Origin of the sequence: Kitasatospora sp. NPDC008050 (genome assembly GCF_042957465.1) — a bacterium.
Taxonomy (GTDB): Bacteria; Actinomycetota; Actinomycetes; order Streptomycetales; family Streptomycetaceae; genus Kitasatospora.
On the sequence record NZ_JBIBIJ010000014.1, the window covers coordinates 87,718 to 103,413 of the forward strand.

The following is a 15,696-nucleotide window of genomic DNA, read 5'->3' on the forward strand; positions in this document are numbered from 1 at the left end:
CCGACCCGAACGACATCCGACACCTGTCCGCGGCGCACTGCCGGCGGACCCCGATCTGGAGATCGCTTTGCCTTCGTTGAACACAGCTGTGCCCGGCGGGCGCGCCGCGGCGCGGCCCGGCCGGGTCCTGCTCGGCTTCGCACTGCTGCTCGCGCTGCTCTTCGCCGCCTCGTTCGCGGTGGGCCGGTGGGTGGGACCGCCCTCCTCCGGGCCCACCGGGCCCGTCCACGGGCCGATGGGCGACGACATGTCCGGCATGCGGATGGCCGGGCTGTCCGCGCCGGGCACCACGCCGAACACCGCGCCGAACACCGTGGCGGTGCCGCGATGAGCGCGGCTGCCGCGGACCCCGCCCCGGCGACGAGCGCGCCGGGCCTGGTCACGACCGATCTGGCCGTGGGCGGGATGACCTGCGCCGCCTGCGTCTCGCGGGTGGAGAAGAAGCTGGCCCGCCTGGACGGGGTCAGCGCCGGGGTGAACCTGGCCACCGGGCGGGCCCGGGTGCTGCACCCCGCCGACGTCCCGGTCGACGAACTGGTGGCGGCGGTGGAGCGGGCGGGCTGCACCGCCGAGCCGGTGACCGAGCGGGCCACCGTGGCCGCGGCTCCCGAGGACTCCGACGAGCGGCTGCGGCTGCTCCTGGTCGCGCTGTTCGCGGTGCCGGTGATCGTGGTGTCGATGGTGCCCGCGCTGCAACTGCGCGGCTGGCAGTGGGCCTGCTTCAGCTCGGCCGCCTTCGTGGTGACGATCGGTTCCTCGGTCTTCCACGCGCGGGCCTGGCGCGCGCTGCGGCACGCCACCGCGACCATGGACACCCTGGTCAGCCTCGGCGTCCTCGCCTCCTTCGGCTGGTCGGCGTACGCGCTGCTGTTCGGTGGCGCCGGCGCGCTGGGCATGCGGATGCCGTTCTCGCTGGGCGCCGACCCGGGCGGCGGCTCGCACATCTATCTGGAGGCGGCGGTCGGGGTGCCGCTGTTCGTGCTCTGCGGCAGGCTCCTGGAGGGCCGGGCGCGGGCCCGCACCGGCTCGGCGCTGCGCTCGCTGGCCGAGCTCGGCGCCAAGGAGGTCTGCCTGCGCGAGGACGGCGCCGAGCGGCTGGCGCCGATCGAACAGCTGCTGCCGGGGCGGCAGTTCGTGGTCCGGCCAGGCGAGCGGGTGGCCACCGACGGGGTGGTGGTCGAGGGCGGCTCGGCGCTCGATCTGAGTCTGCTGACCGGCGAGAGCGTCCCGGTGGAGGTCGGCCCCGGGGCGCAGGTGACCGGTGGCACGCTCAACGTCGGCGGCACGCTGCTGGTGCGGGCCACCGCGGTGGGCGCCGACACCCAGCTCGCCCGGATCACCGCGCTGGTGACGGACGCCCAGGCCGGCAAGGCCCGCGCGCAGCGACTGGCCGACACGGTGGCCGGGGTCTTCGTCCCCGTCGTGCTCGGCATCGCAGTCTGCGTGCTCGGGTTCTGGCTGGGCACCGGGGTCGGCTGGTCCCGGTCCCTGACGGCCGCCGTCGCGGTCCTGGTGGTCGCCTGCCCGTGCGCGCTCGGGCTGGCGACGCCCACCGCGCTGCTCGCCGCCACCGGGCGCGGCGCGGAGCTGGGCGTCCTGGTGCGCGGGCCGGAGGTGCTGGAGAGTCTGCGCCGGATCGACACCGTGGTGCTGGACAAGACGGGCACCCTGACGGCCGGTCGGATGGCCCTGGTGACCAGCGCGGCGGCGGACGGGTTCGAGATCGGCGCGGTGCTGCGCCTGGTCGGCGCGGTCGAGCAGCGCTCCGAGCATCCGCTGGCGCGGGCGCTGACCGCCGCCGCGCCGCAGCCGCTGCCCGCGGTGACGGAGTTCCTGGCGACGCCGGGGCTGGGGGTGGCGGGCACGGTCGAGGGCGTGCGGGTCCGGGTGGTGCGGCCCGAGGACGCCGACCTGACGCCGGCCCTGCGCGCGGCGCTGGTGGGCGCCGAGGCGGCCGGGCTGACGGTGGTCGTCGCCGAGCTGGACGGGCGGGCGGCCGCGGTCCTCGCGGTCGGCGACACCCTGCGGCCGGGCAGCTACCGTGCCGTGCACCGGCTGCGCGGCATGGGCCTGACGACCGTGCTGGCCACCGGTGACCGGCCGGGGCCGGCCCGTGCGGTGGCCGAGGAGCTGGGGATCAGCGAGGTGCACGCGGGCGCCTCGCCCGAACGCAAGGCCGAGCTGGTCACCGAGCTGCGCGCGGCCGGGCGCAGCGTGGCGGTGGTGGGGGACGGGGTCAACGACACCGTCGCGCTCGCCTGCGCCGACCTCGGCATCGCGCTGGGCTCGGGCACGGACGCCGCGATCGGAGCCGCCGGGCTGACGCTGGTGCGCGGCGACATCGAGTCGCTGGTGACGGCGGTCGAGCTGGCCCGGCGCACCCTGGCCACCATCCGGGCCAACCTGGTCTGGGCGTTCGGCTACAACGCCGTGCTGGTTCCACTGGCGGCGGCAGGGCTGCTCAACCCGATGATCGCCGCGCTCGCCATGTCGGCCAGCTCCCTGCTGGTGGTGGCCAACAGCCTGCGGCTGCGCACCTGGCAACCCGCCCGGCGCGGGCAGGGCCGCGCCCGGCTCGCCGGCTGAGGCACCCGGTCCGGGGGCCGTCCGGAAGATCCGTCGAGCTCTTCGGACTTCCGTCGGCCGCTTCGGAGTTCCGTCGGCTGTTCGAAAACCCCTCGGCCGTCCGGAACTTCCGGTGGCCGGTGACCGACTGCTGTCACGGGCGCCGTCACCCGACGGTGCCCGTGACAGTGAAGGGGCATCCATCGATGTGCGGAATCACCGGCTGGGCCTCGTTCCACCATGACGCCCGCCCCCAGCGGCCGGTCATTGAGGCGATGACCGCCACCCTGGCCCGGCGCGGCCCCGACGCCGGCGGTGTCTGGCTCGGCTGCGGCGCCGCGCTGGGCCACCGCCGGCTGGCCGTGCTGGATCCGGTCGGCGGCGCCCAGCCGATGACCGACCGCGCCGCGGACCCGGCGGTCGTGCTCAGCTACAGCGGCGAGGTCTACAACCACCACCAGCTGCGCGCCGAACTGCGCGGCCTCGGCCACGAGTTCGAGACTCGCAGCGACACCGAGACGGTGCTGCGCGGCTACCAGCAGTGGGGCGAGGGGGTGGTCGACCGGCTGGAGGGCATGTACGCCTTCGCGATCTGGGACGAGCGGCGCGAACGGCTGCTCCTGGTGCGCGACCGGCTCGGCGTCAAACCGCTCCACTGGGCCAGGATCGAGGGCGGCCTCGCGTTCGGCTCCGAGCCCAAGGCCCTGTTCGCCCACCCGGAGATCAGGCCCCGGGTGGACGCGGCCGGGCTGCGCGAGGCGTACAGCCTGCTCTTCGGCACCGGCCCGACCCTGTGGGCCGGCGTCCAGGAGGTGCAGCCCGGCGGCCTGTTGACCTTCGACCGCTCCGGGCTGCGCGAGCACCGCTACTGGCAGCTGGCCGCGCGCCCGCACCGCGACGACCTGGCCGGCACCGTGGAACACGTCCGCGCCCTGGTCGACCGGGCGGCCCGCACCCGGCTGGAGGCGGACGTCCCGCTGTGCAGCCTGCTCTCCGGCGGCCTGGACTCCACCGTCATCACCGCCCTGGTCGCCGACGAACTGCGCCACCGCGACGGCCCGGCAGGCCGGTTGCGCTCCTTCGCCGTCGACTACAGCGACCAGGCCGAGAAGTTCACCGGCGACGTGCTGCGCACCGGGCACGACACCCCCTTCGCCGCCGAGGCCGGTGCGTTCATCGGCACCGACCACGCCACCGTCGTGCTGGATCCGCGCGCGCTGCTCGACCCCGAGCACCGCCGGGCCGTGGTCGCCGCCCGCGACTCCCCCATCGGCGTGGGCGACATGGACACCTCCCTCTATCTGCTCTTCGGCGAGATCCGCGCGCATGCCACCGTCGCGCTCTCCGGTGAGGCCGCCGACGAGGTCTTCGGCGGCTACCCGTGGTTCCACCGCGTCGAGGCCCTGGCCGCCGACACCTTCCCCTGGCTGCTGGTCACCGGCGACGAGGCCGCGATGCCGCTGCACCCCGAGCTCGCCGCGACCCTGCGCATCGGCGAGTTCCGCGCCGACACCTACCGCGACGCGCTCGCGGAGGTCCCCCACCTGGCGGACGAGACCCCGGTCGAGCACCGGCAGCGCGAGATGCAGCACCTGTCGCTGACCCGCTGGCTGCGCCAGCTGCTGCACCGCAAGGACCGGCTCTCGATGGCTCAGGGGCTGGAGGTCCGGGTTCCCTACTGCGACCACCGGCTAGTCGAGTACGCCTTCAACGCCCCCTGGGCGATGAAGAGTTACGACGGCCGGGAGAAGAGCCTGCTGCGCGCGGCCGGACAGGGCCTGGCCCCCGGATCGGTGCTGCGGCGGCCCAAGAACCACTACCCCGCCACCCACCACCCCGACTACGACCACGGGTTGCGGCAACTCGCGCGCCAGGCACTCGACCTGCCGCAGGTGCGCGACATCGCCGACGAGCGCGCCGTCCGGGCCACCCTCGACTCGCCCGAGGACCGGCTCCCGTGGGGCCAACGGCTGCGGCTGGAGAGGGTCGTGGACCTCGCGCTGTGGCTCGACCAGTACCGCCCGACCATCTCGCTCTGAACTCCGCCGAAGGAAACCCGTCATGACCCGACCCGCGCACGACCCGGCCGCCACGCCCCGCTGTCCCGTCACCGGCGCCACCCCGCCGGAGCCGATCCCGCTGCTCGGCGCCGCCTACAAGCGCGACCCCTACGAGCTCTACCGCACCATGCGCGAGGCCGGCCCCGTCCACCGGGTCCGCTTCCCCAGCGGCATCGCCGCCTGGCTGGTCACCGGCTACGAGGCCGCCCAGCAGACGCTCGGCGATCCGCGCCTGGGCAAGAACCACGCCCTGGGCAACGACTACTGGCGCTCGCTGGCCTCGATCATGCCCGAGCCCCAGCACTCCCAGCTCCAGGTCCACCTGCTGCACCAGGACCCGCCCAGGCACACCGCGATGCGCCGCCTGGTCCTGGACGCCTTCGCGCCCCGCCGCGTCGACGAACTCCGGCCACGCTTCCAGGAGTTGGCCGATGCCCTGGTGGACGCGCTGCCGAGCGCGGGCGGCGCCGACCTGGTCGCGGGTTTCGCCGCGCACTATCCCTTCCAGGTGCTGGCCGAGGTGATCGGTCTGCCGACCGAGTCGGCGGCGCGCTTCGACCGGGACTGGGGCAAGGTCGTCCAGCCCGTCGGCCCCCAGGACCCCGGCCGCCCCGCCTACGAGGGGCGGCTGCGCGGGCTGCAGACCTACATCGCCGACGTCGTCGCCGACAAGCGCGAGCACCGGTCGGACGACCTGCTCGGCCGCCTGGTGGCCGCCCAGGAACAGGGGGAGCTGACCAAGGAGGAACTGGATTCGATGATCTTCCAACTCCTGGTCGCCGGCCAGGAACCGGTCACCAACCAGATCACCACCATGCTGGTCACCCTGCTGCGCCACCCCGACCAGCTGGTCCGGCTGCGCGAGGAGCCCGCGCTGCTGCCCCGTGCGATCGAGGAACTCCTGCGCTACGACAGCGCGTTCGAGCTCACCACCTGGCGCTTCTTCGCCGCCGACAGCGACCTGCACGGCACCCGGGTGCCGGCCGGCGACTCCGTCATCGTCTCGCTCTGCGCCGCCAACCGCGACCCCGAGCGGTTCCCCGACGCCGACACCCTCGACCTGGCCCGCACCCCCAACTCCCATCTCGCCTTCGGCCACGGCATCCACTTCTGCCCCGGCGCCGCCCTGGCCCGCGCCGAACTCCAGATCGCCCTGGGCACCTTGCTCACCCGGCTGCCCGGCCTGCGCCCCGCCGGCGACCTCGACGACCTCGCCTGGATCCCCGCCGTCCTGGCCCGCGGCGTCAACCGGCTGCCGGTCGCCTACGACCAGCGCCTCCTCGCCGGCCCCACCCCCTGATCGCCGACCGACCCTCGCCCCGGCGCCACCGCAGCGCCGGGGCTCCATCCCGTCATGCCCTCGTGGAGTACCGCATGCCGCCCCTCGCCACCCGCCCGGCAGCCGCCCCGGCCGTCGCCCGCACCTGCGCCGCCGTCCTGGCCCTGCTGCTGCCGCACCGCCGCGCCGCCGCACCGCACGCCCCGGCACCGGTCGAGGCCTTCCCCCGGCAACTCGACCAGCTCGCCGGCTTCGTGGCCCACAGCGACCCGATCGTCTTCACCCTGCCCGGTTTCCCCTGCAAGTCCCCCAGCCCCGCCAAGGTCCTCGGCCACCTCCCGGACGAGGGCGAACGCCTCTCGCTCGGCTTCCTCGACGAGCTGTGCGCGGCCGTCCAGCGGGTGTACCCGCCCGGCGCCCGGACGGTGATCTGCTCGGACGGGCACATCTTCGGCGACCTGATCCAGGTCCCCGACCGGCACATCGACGCCTACGCCGACGAGCTGGCCGCCATGATCCGGCGCGAACGGCTGCGCCACCTCTCGGTGTTCGACCTGCGCGACGTCCTCGGCGACCTCCCCCACGACGAGAAGCGCGCCCGGGTCCACGCCCGGTACGCGCCCACCGTCGAGGAGTTGCGCGCCGAGATGCGCACGGACGAGGCCACCCTCGCCCTCTACCGGGGCATCACCCGATTCCTGACCGAGGACACCGTGGGGTTCGAGGGCACCAGGTCGGCGCTGCAACGCGACTGCCGCACGCGCGCCTACGGCGTGCTGCAGCGCAGCCGGGCCTGGGGCGGCCTGATCGCCGAGCAGCACCCGCGCGCGGTGCGGCTGTCCATCCACCCGCAGCCGCCCGGCGCCGCCAAGTTCGGCCTGCGGCTGCTCGATGCCCCGGACACCTGGACGACCCCGTGGCATGCCGCCGCCGTCCACCGCGCGGGCGGCCGGTGGGAGTTGATGCGGCGCGGCGACGCCGAGCGGCTCGGCCGCCTGGTGCTGCGCGACGGCCGGCCCAGCCACTTCGAGGCCGCGTAGGGCGTGCCCGGTCGCAGGAGGGGCCCGGTGGCCGCCAGGAGGCGGCCACCGGGCCCTCGTTGTGCGGCTCAGGCCTGCAAGTGGTCCGCGACGGCTGCGTGGTGGTCCGCGACGGCCGCGTGGTGGTCGAAGGCGATCAGCGGGTCCCCGGTGAGCGGATGCGGCACCACCGCCGCGCGCACCCCGAACACCTCGGCCAGCAGGGCCGGGGTGAGCACCTCGCGCGGCGGGCCGGAGGCCACCACCGCGCCCTCGGACAGGACGTGCAGCCGGTCGCAGAGCGAAGCGGCGGCGTTCAGGTCGTGCAGCGAGATCAGCGTGGTGCGGCGCCGGGCCCGCAGCAGCGCGAGCAGCTCCACCTGGTGGCGCACGTCGAGGTGGTTGGTCGGCTCGTCCAGCACCAGCACGTCCGGCTGCTGGGTGAACGCCCGTGCCAGCAGGACACGTTGGCGCTCACCGCCGGAGAGCGCGGCGAACCGGCGGTCCCCGTGACCGGCCAGCCCCACCTCGTCGAGGGCCGCGGCCACGATCGCGCGGTCGCCGGCATCCTCGCCCGCGAAGGCCCGCTGGTACGGTGCGCGCCCCATCGCGACGATCTCCCGGACGGTGAACTCGAAGTCACCGCCACGCTCCTGGGGCAGCGCGGCGATGTGCCGCGCGCGCTCGGCCGGCGTCAACGAGCGCAGGTCCCGGCCGGCCAGCAGCACCCGGCCCGCCGACGGGCTCAGGTGCCGGTAGACGGTCCTCAGCAGGGTCGACTTGCCGCTGCCGTTGGGGCCGACCAGTCCCGCGATCTCGCCCTCGCCGGCCAGCAGGTGCACCCCGGAGAGCACGGTGCGCCCGGCCAGCGTGACACCCAGGTCCTCGACGGAGAGTCTCACCGGTGCTCCAGACGTCGGTCCAGCAGGAAGAGCAGCACGGGCGCCCCGATCAGCGCGGTCACCACACCGATCGGCACCTCCTGGGTGGACAGCGCGGTGCGCGCCAGCGTGTCCACCGTGACCAGCAGGACCGCCCCGGCCAGCGCCGACAGCGGCAGCAGCCGGCGGTGGTCCCCGCCGATCAGCAGACGGCAGACGTGCGGCACCAGCAGACCGACGAAGCCGATCGCCCCGGAGACGGCCACCAGCACGCCGGTGAGCAGACTGGTCACCGCGAACAGCTCGCGCCGCAGCCGCGCGACGTCCACGCCGAGGCCGGCGGCCGTCTCATCGCCCATCAGCAGCGCGTTGAGGCCGCGGGCCCGGGCCTGGAGCAGCAGCAGGCCGAGGGCCACGGCTGCGGCCGGGAGCGGCAGTTGACTCCAGGTGGCGCCGCTGAGACTGCCCATCAGCCAGAACAGCACGCCCCGGGTCTGCTGGTCATCACCCACCTGCAGGACCAGGAAGCTGGTGAACCCCGACAGGAACTGCCCGATCCCCACCCCCGCCAGCACCAGACGCATCGCCGCGAAGGCGCCACCGCGCCGGGCGAGCAGCCAGACCAGCGCGAAGGCGCCGAGCGCCCCGGCGAAGGCGGCCGCCGAGACACCGAACCCGACGGCCGAGCCCGCCCCCGCGCCGAGCACGATCACCGCGACCGCGCCCAGCGAGGCGCCCGAGGAGATGCCCAGCAGGTAGGGGTCGGCCAGCGGGTTGCGCACCAGGGCCTGGACGGCGGTACCCACCAGGCCGAGCCCGGCCCCCACCACCGCCGCCACCAGTGCCCGTGGAGCGCGCAGTTGCCAGACGATCAGGTCCCGGGTGCCCGGCTGCGGGGTGTTGCCGGCCAGGCGGCGGCCGACCACCGTCCACACCTCACCGACCGGGATGTCGACCGCGCCCAGCGAGACGGCGGCGGTGAGCGAGGCGAGCAGGGCGAGGGCCAGCACGGCGGCGACCAGCCCGGCCCGGGCGGTGCGCGCGGGCCGGCGGGCGAGCGCGGCCTCCCCGGTCACGACTTCACCAGGTCCGGGTGGACGAGGTGGGCGATCTGCTGGACGGTGTCGGCGTTGCGGACACCGGCGATGGTGGTGACCTCCGAGCCGATCCGCACGAAGTGGCCTTCCTGCACGGCCTTGAGTCCCTTGGTGGCCGGGAAGCTCCGCAGGAACTGCTCGGCCGCGTCGAAGGCCTTCTGGTTCGCCGCGTCGCTGCCCTGGTTGCGCACCCCGAGCTGGATCCAGTCGGGGTTCTTGGCGACCACGTCCTCCCAGGAGACCGCCTTGAAGTCCCCGTCGCAGCCGTCGAACACGTTGCGCGCCCCGGCCAGGGAGATCACCGCGTTGGCGACCTGCTTGTCACAGACCGCCATCGGCTGCTTCGTCCCGGCGTCGAAGTCGAAGAAGAAGTACGTCGGCTCCTGCTCCGCCCGCAAGCCGGCCAGGGCCTTGCGCACCCCCTGGACCTTCTGCTCCATCCCGGCCACCAGCTCCTCGGCCCTGGCCGCGGTGCCGGTGACCGCGCCCAGGCTCCTGATGTCCTGCTCGACCTGGGACAGGTCCTGCTGCGGGCCCTTGAGCATCGCGGCGCAGGCCGTGGAGTGCAGGTAGAGGTGCTTGATGCCGGCGGCCGCGAACTCCTGCCCGGTGGGCGCGGTCCCCATGCCGCCGCCCATCGCGCCCATGTCGGCGAAGGTGTCGACGTACAGGTCCGCGCCGGAGCCGAGCAGTTTCTCCTTCGGGATCACCGTCTGCCCCAGCACCGGCACCTTGGCGGCCTGGTCGGCGAGCTGAGCCGGCATGGTGCCCGCGCCGGGCGGGAACCCCGTCCCGATCACCTTGTCCCCCGCGCCGAGCCACAGCAGCATCTCCAGGCTGGAGGCGTTGCTGGTGACGATCCGCTGCGGCGCGGCGGTGAACGTGGTCTCGGCCCCCGCGCAGTCGCTCTCCTTGACGGGGTAGGCCGCCGCGGCGCTGCCCGTCCGGTCCGGGGCCGGGGCGCCGACCTGCTCGGCACCGCTGCCGCAGCCCGTGACGAGCAGGGCGACCGCGGCCGCCACGCCGCACAGCACACGAGAACGCATGGAACTCTCCTGGTGATCCGGAATCATCGGGGCCGCCGATGCGGGCCCGCCCAGGTAGTCGGCCGCGAGGCCCGGTGAGTTCCGGGTGCTGCCAGACTTGTCCCATGGCCACCATCAACGGAGTACCGGCGTCCCCGGACGCGCTGCAGAGCCTGGCCCTGACGAACTACGGCCACTTCACCACCATGCGGGTGGCCGACGGCGCGGTCCGCGGCCTCGCCCTGCACCTGGACCGGTTGGTCGACGACTGCCGGGCGGTGTTCGGCACCGACCTCGACCCGGCCAGGGTGCGCGCCTGCGTGCGGCAGGAGGTCGGCACCCGGAGCACACCGGTCACCGTGCGGGTGACCGTCTTCGACCCGGCGCTCGACCTGGCCCACCCGGGGGTGGGCGCCGAACCGGCGGTCCTGGTGACGACCAGGGCCGCCGGCGACTCGGTCCCGCCGCCGCTGCGGGCCAAGCGGTTCACCGTGGCCCGGGAGGCGGCAGCGGTCAAGCACGTCGGCCTGTTCAACCAGCTCAGGCTCCGCCGCCAGGCCCAACTGGCGGGATTCGACGACGCGTTGTTCGTCGAAGCCGACGGCCGGATCGCCGAGGGCGGCACCTGGAACATCGGCTTCGTGGACGCGAGGGGCACCGTGGTGTGGCCGCAGGCCGAGGTGCTGCCCGGAGTCACCATGCGGCTCCTCCAGGCGGCCCACCACCCCACCGTGATCACCCCGGTCCCGGCCACGGCGCTGCCCTCGATGCGCGCCGCCTTCGCGACCAACGCCGCGATCGGCGTACGCACCGTCAGCGCGATCGACGACCAGCTGTTCGCCACCGCCGACCCGGTCCTCGACCAACTCCGCCGGACCTACGCCGAGCTCCCCGGCGAGCCGCTCTGAGAGGGTCCGCCAGTAGGGGGCCGGTGTCGCGACGCCCCCTACTGGCGGACCCTCTAGGGCCTCCAACAGCAGAAGGGGCCTGCTGGTGCAGGCCCCTCCACATGCAGGACGATCAGGAGACGCGCTTCAACTGCCAGGCGTTGTTGTTGAAGCTGGGGTTCGACCAGGCGACGCAGCTGCTGCTGTAGTACGAGCCGGTCTGGACCCAGCCCGCCGGCTGGTAGGTGGTTCCGCAGGCCTGGACCACGGTGCCGACGGGCAGCCCGGTGAGCTGCTTGATCTGCTTGACGTTCGGGCTGAAGCTCTGGGTGCCGCAGCTGCTGCTGTAGCCCCAGCTGACGTCGACGTAGCCGGTCGGGGTGAGGACGCTCCCGCAGACGGTGGTGACGTCACCGGGGGCGGCCTGGGCGGGCGCAGCGGCCAGGGCGAACATCGCTGCGGCGCCGGCGAGAGTCATACAGGTGGTACGGAGGCGGGTCATCGGTACTGGCTCCTCGTGATCGCGGACAGCCGGTCAGGCCGAGAGACCATTCCTACGCGGTGAGAAGCAGTTCGGACAGAGAATTTCGCGCACAAAGATCCTCTGGGCCGTCAGGAGTTCGTACGTTCCGTCAGACGGTTGATGTCCTTGGTGCGCAGGATCCGCTCCGTCGCCTCGAACCCGGGCATGGCGACCGCGATCATCGCGCGGCCCATCTGCTCGCTGGTGGTGACGAGGTTCGGCGCGACCTTGCGCAGCAGCGGGATGAGCGGTCCGAGCGCCGTGTACAGGACGCGGTAGAGGCGGGTCTTGGAGACGACGCCGTGCTGCGGCAGCACGATGCCGGGGCGGAACACGTAGGCCCGGAACGGCAGCCGCAGCAGCTCGTTCTCGGTGCCGCCCCGCACCCGGGCCCACATGGTCCGGCCCTTCTCGGTGCTGTCCGCCCCCTCCCCGGAGAGGTAGACGAAGGTCAGCTCGGGATTGGCGTCGGCGAGCGGGCGGGCCACGGCGAGGGTCAGGTCGTGGGTGATGCGCCGGTACTCCGCCTCCTTCATCCCGACGGCGGAGACGCCCAGGCAGAAGAAGCAGGCGTCGTAGTCGGCGAGATCGATGTCCAGCGCGGCCAGGTCGGAGGAATCGGGCTGGAGCATCTCGACCAGCTTGGGGTGCTCCTGACGCACCGGACTGCGGCCGATCACCAGCACCCGTTCGATCGAGTCGTCGCGCAGACACTCGCGCAGCACGCCCTGGCCGATCATGCCGGTCGCCCCGAAGAGAATGACGTTCACCCGCCCACCATAGGCGCCCGGGGAACGGATTGCGTGGAGCTGCACCCGGGCAGCCGTCAGCCGTCAGCCGTCAGGTGACTATCCGTCAGTCCTTCCCGCCGACACGGGAATCCCGTTGCACTGCGGCTCCAACGGCTCCGGCGACGCCAGCCGCTATGATCACGCCGCCCGAGTTCACAGCGCCGTCGCCACCCGAGGAGAGCAGTGATGAGCTTGTCCACCATGAAGGCCGTGCAGGTGACCGAGGCAGGGAAACCGTTCACGGTGACCGAGCTCCCGGTCCCCGAACCGGGCCCCGGCCAGGTCCGCCTGCGGGTGCGCGCCTGCGGGGTGTGCGGCGGTGAGAACATCGCGCGGCTCGGCCTGCTCGGGGTGCGGCTGCCGCGGGTGCCCGGCCACGAGATCGCGGGCGAGGTCGACGCGGTCGGTGCCGGGGTCACCGCCTGGCAGACCGGCGACCGGGCCGGCGTCGGCTGGCACGGCGGCAGCTGCTTCACCTGCGACCCGTGCCGCCGGGGTGACTTCGCCAACTGCGCGGCGGGCCGGATCGTCGGCGTGACCTTCGACGGCGGCTACGCCGAGTACCTGGTCGCGCCGCAGGACGCCCTCGCCCGGATCCCCGACGTGCTCTCCTTCGAGGAGGCCGGCCCGCTGATGTGCGCGGGCATCACCACCTTCAACTCGCTGCGCAACAGCGGCGCCCGGCCCGGCGACACCGTCGCCGTCCAGGGCATCGGTGGCCTGGGCCACCTGGCCGTGCAGTTCGCCGACAAGATGGGCTTCCGCACGGTGGCGATCAACCGCGGCCGGGGCAAGGAGGCGGTCTCCCGCCGCCTGGGTGCCGACGAGTACCTCGACAGCGAGGACGGCAGCACGGGCGAGGCCCTGGCCGAGCTGGGCGGCGCCACCGCCGTCATCTCCACCGTCGGGAGCAGCCCCGCCCAGGCCGACCTGATCCAGGGCCTGGCCCCCAACGGCCGCCTGATCGTGATCGCCAGCGACCACGAGCCGATCCCGGTCAACCCCGACCTGCTCGTCTTCGGCCGCCGCGGCGTGACCGGCTGGTACAGCGGCCACGCCAAGGACAGCGAGGACGCGATGGCGTTCGCAGCACTGAAGGGCGTGCGGCCCATGGTGGAGACGCACCCGCTGGAGACGGCGGAGAACACCTTCCAGAACATGAGCAAGGCCAAGTACCGGGCGGTGCTGATCCCGTAGGCCGGGGCCGGGACCGGAGCGCGGGCTAGCGGTGGGCGATCTTGAACCTGGAAGCGCTGTCATAGCCTCGATAGAAGGCCGCGGGACCCTTGACGCCGGCGTTGTCGGTGTGGTTGTCCTTACCTGAGCCGTTGAGGAACTTCCCGTTCGCGATCGTCACTTCGCCGGCGGACAGCACCTTGTCCGACTTCACCGTCAGACCGCCGTTGGCCGTGGCCAGGCCCGTACTGGTCAGCGCACCGCCGACGGTAAGATCGCAACCGGCGTCGAGCACTGTGCTGTTGGAGATCTGGAGCGGGACCGTCCCATTGCCCCGCAACTGCCGGATCCGCACGGACTTGCCGCTCGCGGTCGCGGTGACGTCACCGTCGAAGGTCGCATCGCCGCCTGCCGTCAGCGTGTTGACCACGACGTTGGGGTTGTTGACGGTCAGCGAGGTGGTCAGGAAGTAGTCCTGCCCGTCGAGAGTCGCCTTGAGCGTGAAGTTGGCGTTGTCGTTCAGCGCCGGCGACTTCCAGACCTGGTTCGCGAAGTTGGCCTGGACGCTGTCGCTCGTCTCGGTCCCGTCCGCCTTCCGGTAGTACATCGTGTACACGATGCGGGTGTCGGCGGGCGCGTCCCACAACAACTCGTCCATCGTGCTCACCCGCAACGGCGACGGCACCGTCCCCCGAGCCGGCTTGAGCAGATTCGCCTCCGCAGTGGGTTCAGCGGCACTCACGGGTGTCCTCTCCGACGCAGCGGCACTGTGGCACGGTCATACTGATCAACGCTTCTGGATGGTCAGGTTGTTGTCCCCGTCGGTGGTGTTTCCCCAATAGGCGGTTGCCTTCCAACCTGCGGGATTGCCCACGTTGTTCTTCGTGGTGGCGTTCAGCCTGGCGCCCTTGTTCACGCTGTTGATGAAGATGGGAGAACCCGAAACAATGACGTTGCCTTCAGTGGCGACGCCAGTCGGGCCGACCTCGACCTTGGGGTATGTCCAGCCCGAGTTATGGGACTTCGCGACGAACGCGTCGGCCACCACAAGCTGGCCACCCCCCGCGGGGATGGTGATGTTCTTGCCCGCGCCCATGGTCAGGTTCCCGTTGGCCACGAGGGGCCCGTTCGCAGTCAGCGTCTTGTCCGCCGCGACCGTCACACCACCATTGGCCGACACCAGCCCACTGGCCGACACCGTCGTCGTCGACACCCCACCGCTCGCCGACACCGACCCACTCACCGACACGGTCGTCGCCGACACCCCACCATTGGCCGTCACCGACTTCCCCGCCGGCACCGTCACCCCGCCATTGGCCGACACCAATTCGCTGGCCGACACCGTCGTCGCCGACACCCCACCGTTCGCCGTCACCGTCCTACTGGCGGTCACGGCACCGACGGTCAGCGTCTTGTCGGCGGAGACCGTGACATTGCCGTTGGCGTTGAGGACGCCGTAGAGATTGACGGTCGCCTCCGCCGTGGTGTCGAAACGGCCCGACTTGAGCCAGATGTAGCCATTGGCTCCGGGGTCCACCGTGACGTTGCTCTTGGCGCTCAGCGTGTTGACCACGATGTTGGGATCGTTGACCGTCAGGTACGTGGTCAGGTAGTAGTCCTGCTCGTCGACCGTCGCCTTGAGCGTGAAGTTGGCGTTGTCGTTCAGCACCGGCGACTTCCACAGCCGGTTCGCGAACTTGGCCTGGTTGTTGTCGGACGTCTCCTCCCCGTCGGCACCCCGGTAGTACATCGTGTACTGAATCCGGTTGTCGGCAGGCGCGTCCCACAACAGGTCGACGGTCACGCCCCGCCCGATGACGGTCGTCCGAGGGCGCAGGCTGCGGAAGAAGAACTCGTCATTCCCCTTCTGCACCTTCACCTGCCCGCTGCGCTTCTGGTAACTGCCGTCCACCCCCGTCGTGGACGTCGTCTCCTCGATGTCGAGCTCCACCGTCCCGATCGACGGATTCACCTCGATCCCCGACAGCGTGAGACTGACCGCCCAACCCCCATCGAACACCGCCGTCGTGTCCGGCACGAACGAGAACACCGCCTCGTTCGGATCGGTCGTGTCCCGATCGACCCACCACTCCGTCCCCTGCGCCTCGCCGTCCACTTTGCTCACCGCTGTGGTGATCAGCGACGGCTCGATCGTCAGATCCGCCCCCGACCGACCCGTCGGAACCTTGACCGTGATCCCCCGGCAGTACACCTTCGACGTCCCCGACGGCAGGTCACGACCGAACCGCAACACCACCGTCCCGTACTCCAACTCGTGCATCGTGCTCACCCGCAACGGAGACGGCACCGTCCCCCGCGCCGGCTTGACCAGATTCGTGTCCGCAGTGGGCATGTTGGCTGTCATGACTGTCCTTCCGAATGGAGAGGGGCGT

Annotated in this window: 14 protein-coding genes; 7 read left to right on the forward strand and 7 right to left on the reverse strand. The window is 72.5% G+C overall.

Annotated elements, in window-relative coordinates; all coding sequences use genetic code 11:
* Window positions 1-67: 67 nt before the first annotated feature.
* The 5 genes from ACFZB9_RS25275 to ACFZB9_RS25295 all read left to right on the forward strand — a co-directional run bounded on the left by ACFZB9_RS25275 (window position 68) and on the right by ACFZB9_RS25295 (window position 6,944).
* Window positions 68-331, forward strand: a complete 264-nt coding sequence (locus ACFZB9_RS25275; protein WP_391450702.1) for a hypothetical protein — start codon at window positions 68-70, stop codon at window positions 329-331.
* Window positions 328-2,586 carry a heavy metal translocating P-type ATPase gene (locus ACFZB9_RS25280; RefSeq protein ID WP_391450703.1) on the forward strand — a complete coding sequence of 753 codons (2,259 nt, stop codon included), beginning with the start codon at window positions 328-330 and terminating at the stop codon, window positions 2,584-2,586. The genes ACFZB9_RS25275 and ACFZB9_RS25280 overlap by 4 nt, the downstream gene beginning before the upstream one ends.
* Window positions 2,587-2,771: 185 nt before the next feature.
* Window positions 2,772-4,604, forward strand: coding sequence for an asparagine synthase (glutamine-hydrolyzing) (asnB, locus tag ACFZB9_RS25285; RefSeq protein ID WP_391450705.1), 1,833 nt, complete (start codon window positions 2,772-2,774; stop codon window positions 4,602-4,604).
* 22 nt (window positions 4,605-4,626) lie between these two features.
* Window positions 4,627-5,925, forward strand: coding sequence for a cytochrome P450 (locus tag ACFZB9_RS25290; protein ID WP_391450707.1), 1,299 nt, complete (start codon window positions 4,627-4,629; stop codon window positions 5,923-5,925).
* Window positions 5,926-5,999: 74 nt separating this feature from the next.
* The gene (locus tag ACFZB9_RS25295) at window positions 6,000-6,944 is read left to right on the forward strand and encodes an L-tyrosine/L-tryptophan isonitrile synthase family protein (protein WP_391450709.1); all 945 of its coding nucleotides are present in this window, start codon (window positions 6,000-6,002) and stop codon (window positions 6,942-6,944) included.
* 68 nt (window positions 6,945-7,012) lie between these two features.
* Here ACFZB9_RS25295 and ACFZB9_RS25300 read toward each other — a convergent pair whose 3' ends face one another.
* Genes ACFZB9_RS25300 through ACFZB9_RS25310 form a run of 3 tightly spaced genes read right to left on the reverse strand, consistent with a single transcriptional unit; the run spans window position 7,013 to window position 9,947 of the window.
* Complete coding sequence (locus ACFZB9_RS25300; RefSeq protein ID WP_391450711.1) at window positions 7,013-7,825, reverse strand: ABC transporter ATP-binding protein; 813 nt, start codon at window positions 7,823-7,825, stop codon at window positions 7,013-7,015.
* Window positions 7,822-8,880, reverse strand: coding sequence for a FecCD family ABC transporter permease (locus ACFZB9_RS25305; protein ID WP_391450713.1), 1,059 nt, complete (start codon window positions 8,878-8,880; stop codon window positions 7,822-7,824). The genes ACFZB9_RS25300 and ACFZB9_RS25305 overlap by 4 nt, the downstream gene beginning before the upstream one ends.
* Window positions 8,877-9,947: an ABC transporter substrate-binding protein gene (locus ACFZB9_RS25310; RefSeq protein ID WP_391450715.1), complete on the reverse strand. Its 1,071-nt coding sequence runs from the start codon at window positions 9,945-9,947 to the stop codon at window positions 8,877-8,879. Before ACFZB9_RS25310 ends, ACFZB9_RS25305 begins: the two co-directional genes overlap by 4 nt.
* A gap of 104 nt (window positions 9,948-10,051) precedes the next feature.
* On the opposite strand from ACFZB9_RS25310, the gene ACFZB9_RS25315 reads away from it, so the two are divergent.
* Window positions 10,052-10,834 (forward strand): aminotransferase class IV, encoded by a 783-nt coding sequence (locus ACFZB9_RS25315; RefSeq protein ID WP_391450717.1) that lies wholly within the window; start codon window positions 10,052-10,054, stop codon window positions 10,832-10,834.
* A 112-nt stretch (window positions 10,835-10,946) separates the two neighbouring features.
* On the opposite strand, the gene ACFZB9_RS25320 is transcribed toward ACFZB9_RS25315, so the two are convergent.
* Both ACFZB9_RS25320 and ACFZB9_RS25325 read right to left on the reverse strand, forming a co-directional pair.
* Window positions 10,947-11,315, reverse strand: coding sequence for a hypothetical protein (locus tag ACFZB9_RS25320; RefSeq protein WP_391450720.1), 369 nt, complete (start codon window positions 11,313-11,315; stop codon window positions 10,947-10,949).
* 110 nt (window positions 11,316-11,425) lie between these two features.
* Window positions 11,426-12,106, reverse strand: a complete 681-nt coding sequence (locus tag ACFZB9_RS25325) for an epimerase (RefSeq protein ID WP_391450722.1) — start codon at window positions 12,104-12,106, stop codon at window positions 11,426-11,428.
* 207 nt (window positions 12,107-12,313) lie between these two features.
* Here ACFZB9_RS25325 and ACFZB9_RS25330 point away from each other — a divergent pair, with 207 nt between their 5' ends.
* Window positions 12,314-13,324, forward strand: coding sequence for an alcohol dehydrogenase catalytic domain-containing protein (locus ACFZB9_RS25330; protein WP_391450724.1), 1,011 nt, complete (start codon window positions 12,314-12,316; stop codon window positions 13,322-13,324).
* A gap of 25 nt (window positions 13,325-13,349) precedes the next feature.
* Here the strand turns inward: ACFZB9_RS25330 and ACFZB9_RS25335 are convergent, their stop codons facing one another.
* Window positions 13,350-14,045, reverse strand: coding sequence for a hypothetical protein (locus tag ACFZB9_RS25335; RefSeq protein WP_391450726.1), 696 nt, complete (start codon window positions 14,043-14,045; stop codon window positions 13,350-13,352).
* A gap of 45 nt (window positions 14,046-14,090) precedes the next feature.
* Window positions 14,091-15,668 carry a hypothetical protein gene (locus ACFZB9_RS25340; protein WP_391450728.1) on the reverse strand — a complete coding sequence of 526 codons (1,578 nt, stop codon included), beginning with the start codon at window positions 15,666-15,668 and terminating at the stop codon, window positions 14,091-14,093.
* Window positions 15,669-15,696: the final 28 nt, after the last annotated feature.

Coding starts and splice junctions, on each gene's coding strand:
- ACFZB9_RS25290 (WP_391450707.1), top strand. CDS start 4,627: ATGACCCGACCCGCGCACGACCCGGCCGCCACGCCCCGCTGTCCCGTC.
- ACFZB9_RS25330 (WP_391450724.1), top strand. CDS start 12,314: ATGAGCTTGTCCACCATGAAGGCCGTGCAGGTGACCGAGGCAGGGAAA.
- ACFZB9_RS25320 (WP_391450720.1), bottom strand. CDS start 11,315: ATGACCCGCCTCCGTACCACCTGTATGACTCTCGCCGGCGCCGCAGCG.
- ACFZB9_RS25315 (WP_391450717.1), top strand. CDS start 10,052: ATGGCCACCATCAACGGAGTACCGGCGTCCCCGGACGCGCTGCAGAGC.
- ACFZB9_RS25340 (WP_391450728.1), bottom strand. CDS start 15,668: ATGACAGCCAACATGCCCACTGCGGACACGAATCTGGTCAAGCCGGCG.
- ACFZB9_RS25280 (WP_391450703.1), top strand. CDS start 328: ATGAGCGCGGCTGCCGCGGACCCCGCCCCGGCGACGAGCGCGCCGGGC.
- ACFZB9_RS25310 (WP_391450715.1), bottom strand. CDS start 9,947: ATGCGTTCTCGTGTGCTGTGCGGCGTGGCGGCCGCGGTCGCCCTGCTC.
- asnB (WP_391450705.1), top strand. CDS start 2,772: ATGTGCGGAATCACCGGCTGGGCCTCGTTCCACCATGACGCCCGCCCC.
- ACFZB9_RS25295 (WP_391450709.1), top strand. CDS start 6,000: ATGCCGCCCCTCGCCACCCGCCCGGCAGCCGCCCCGGCCGTCGCCCGC.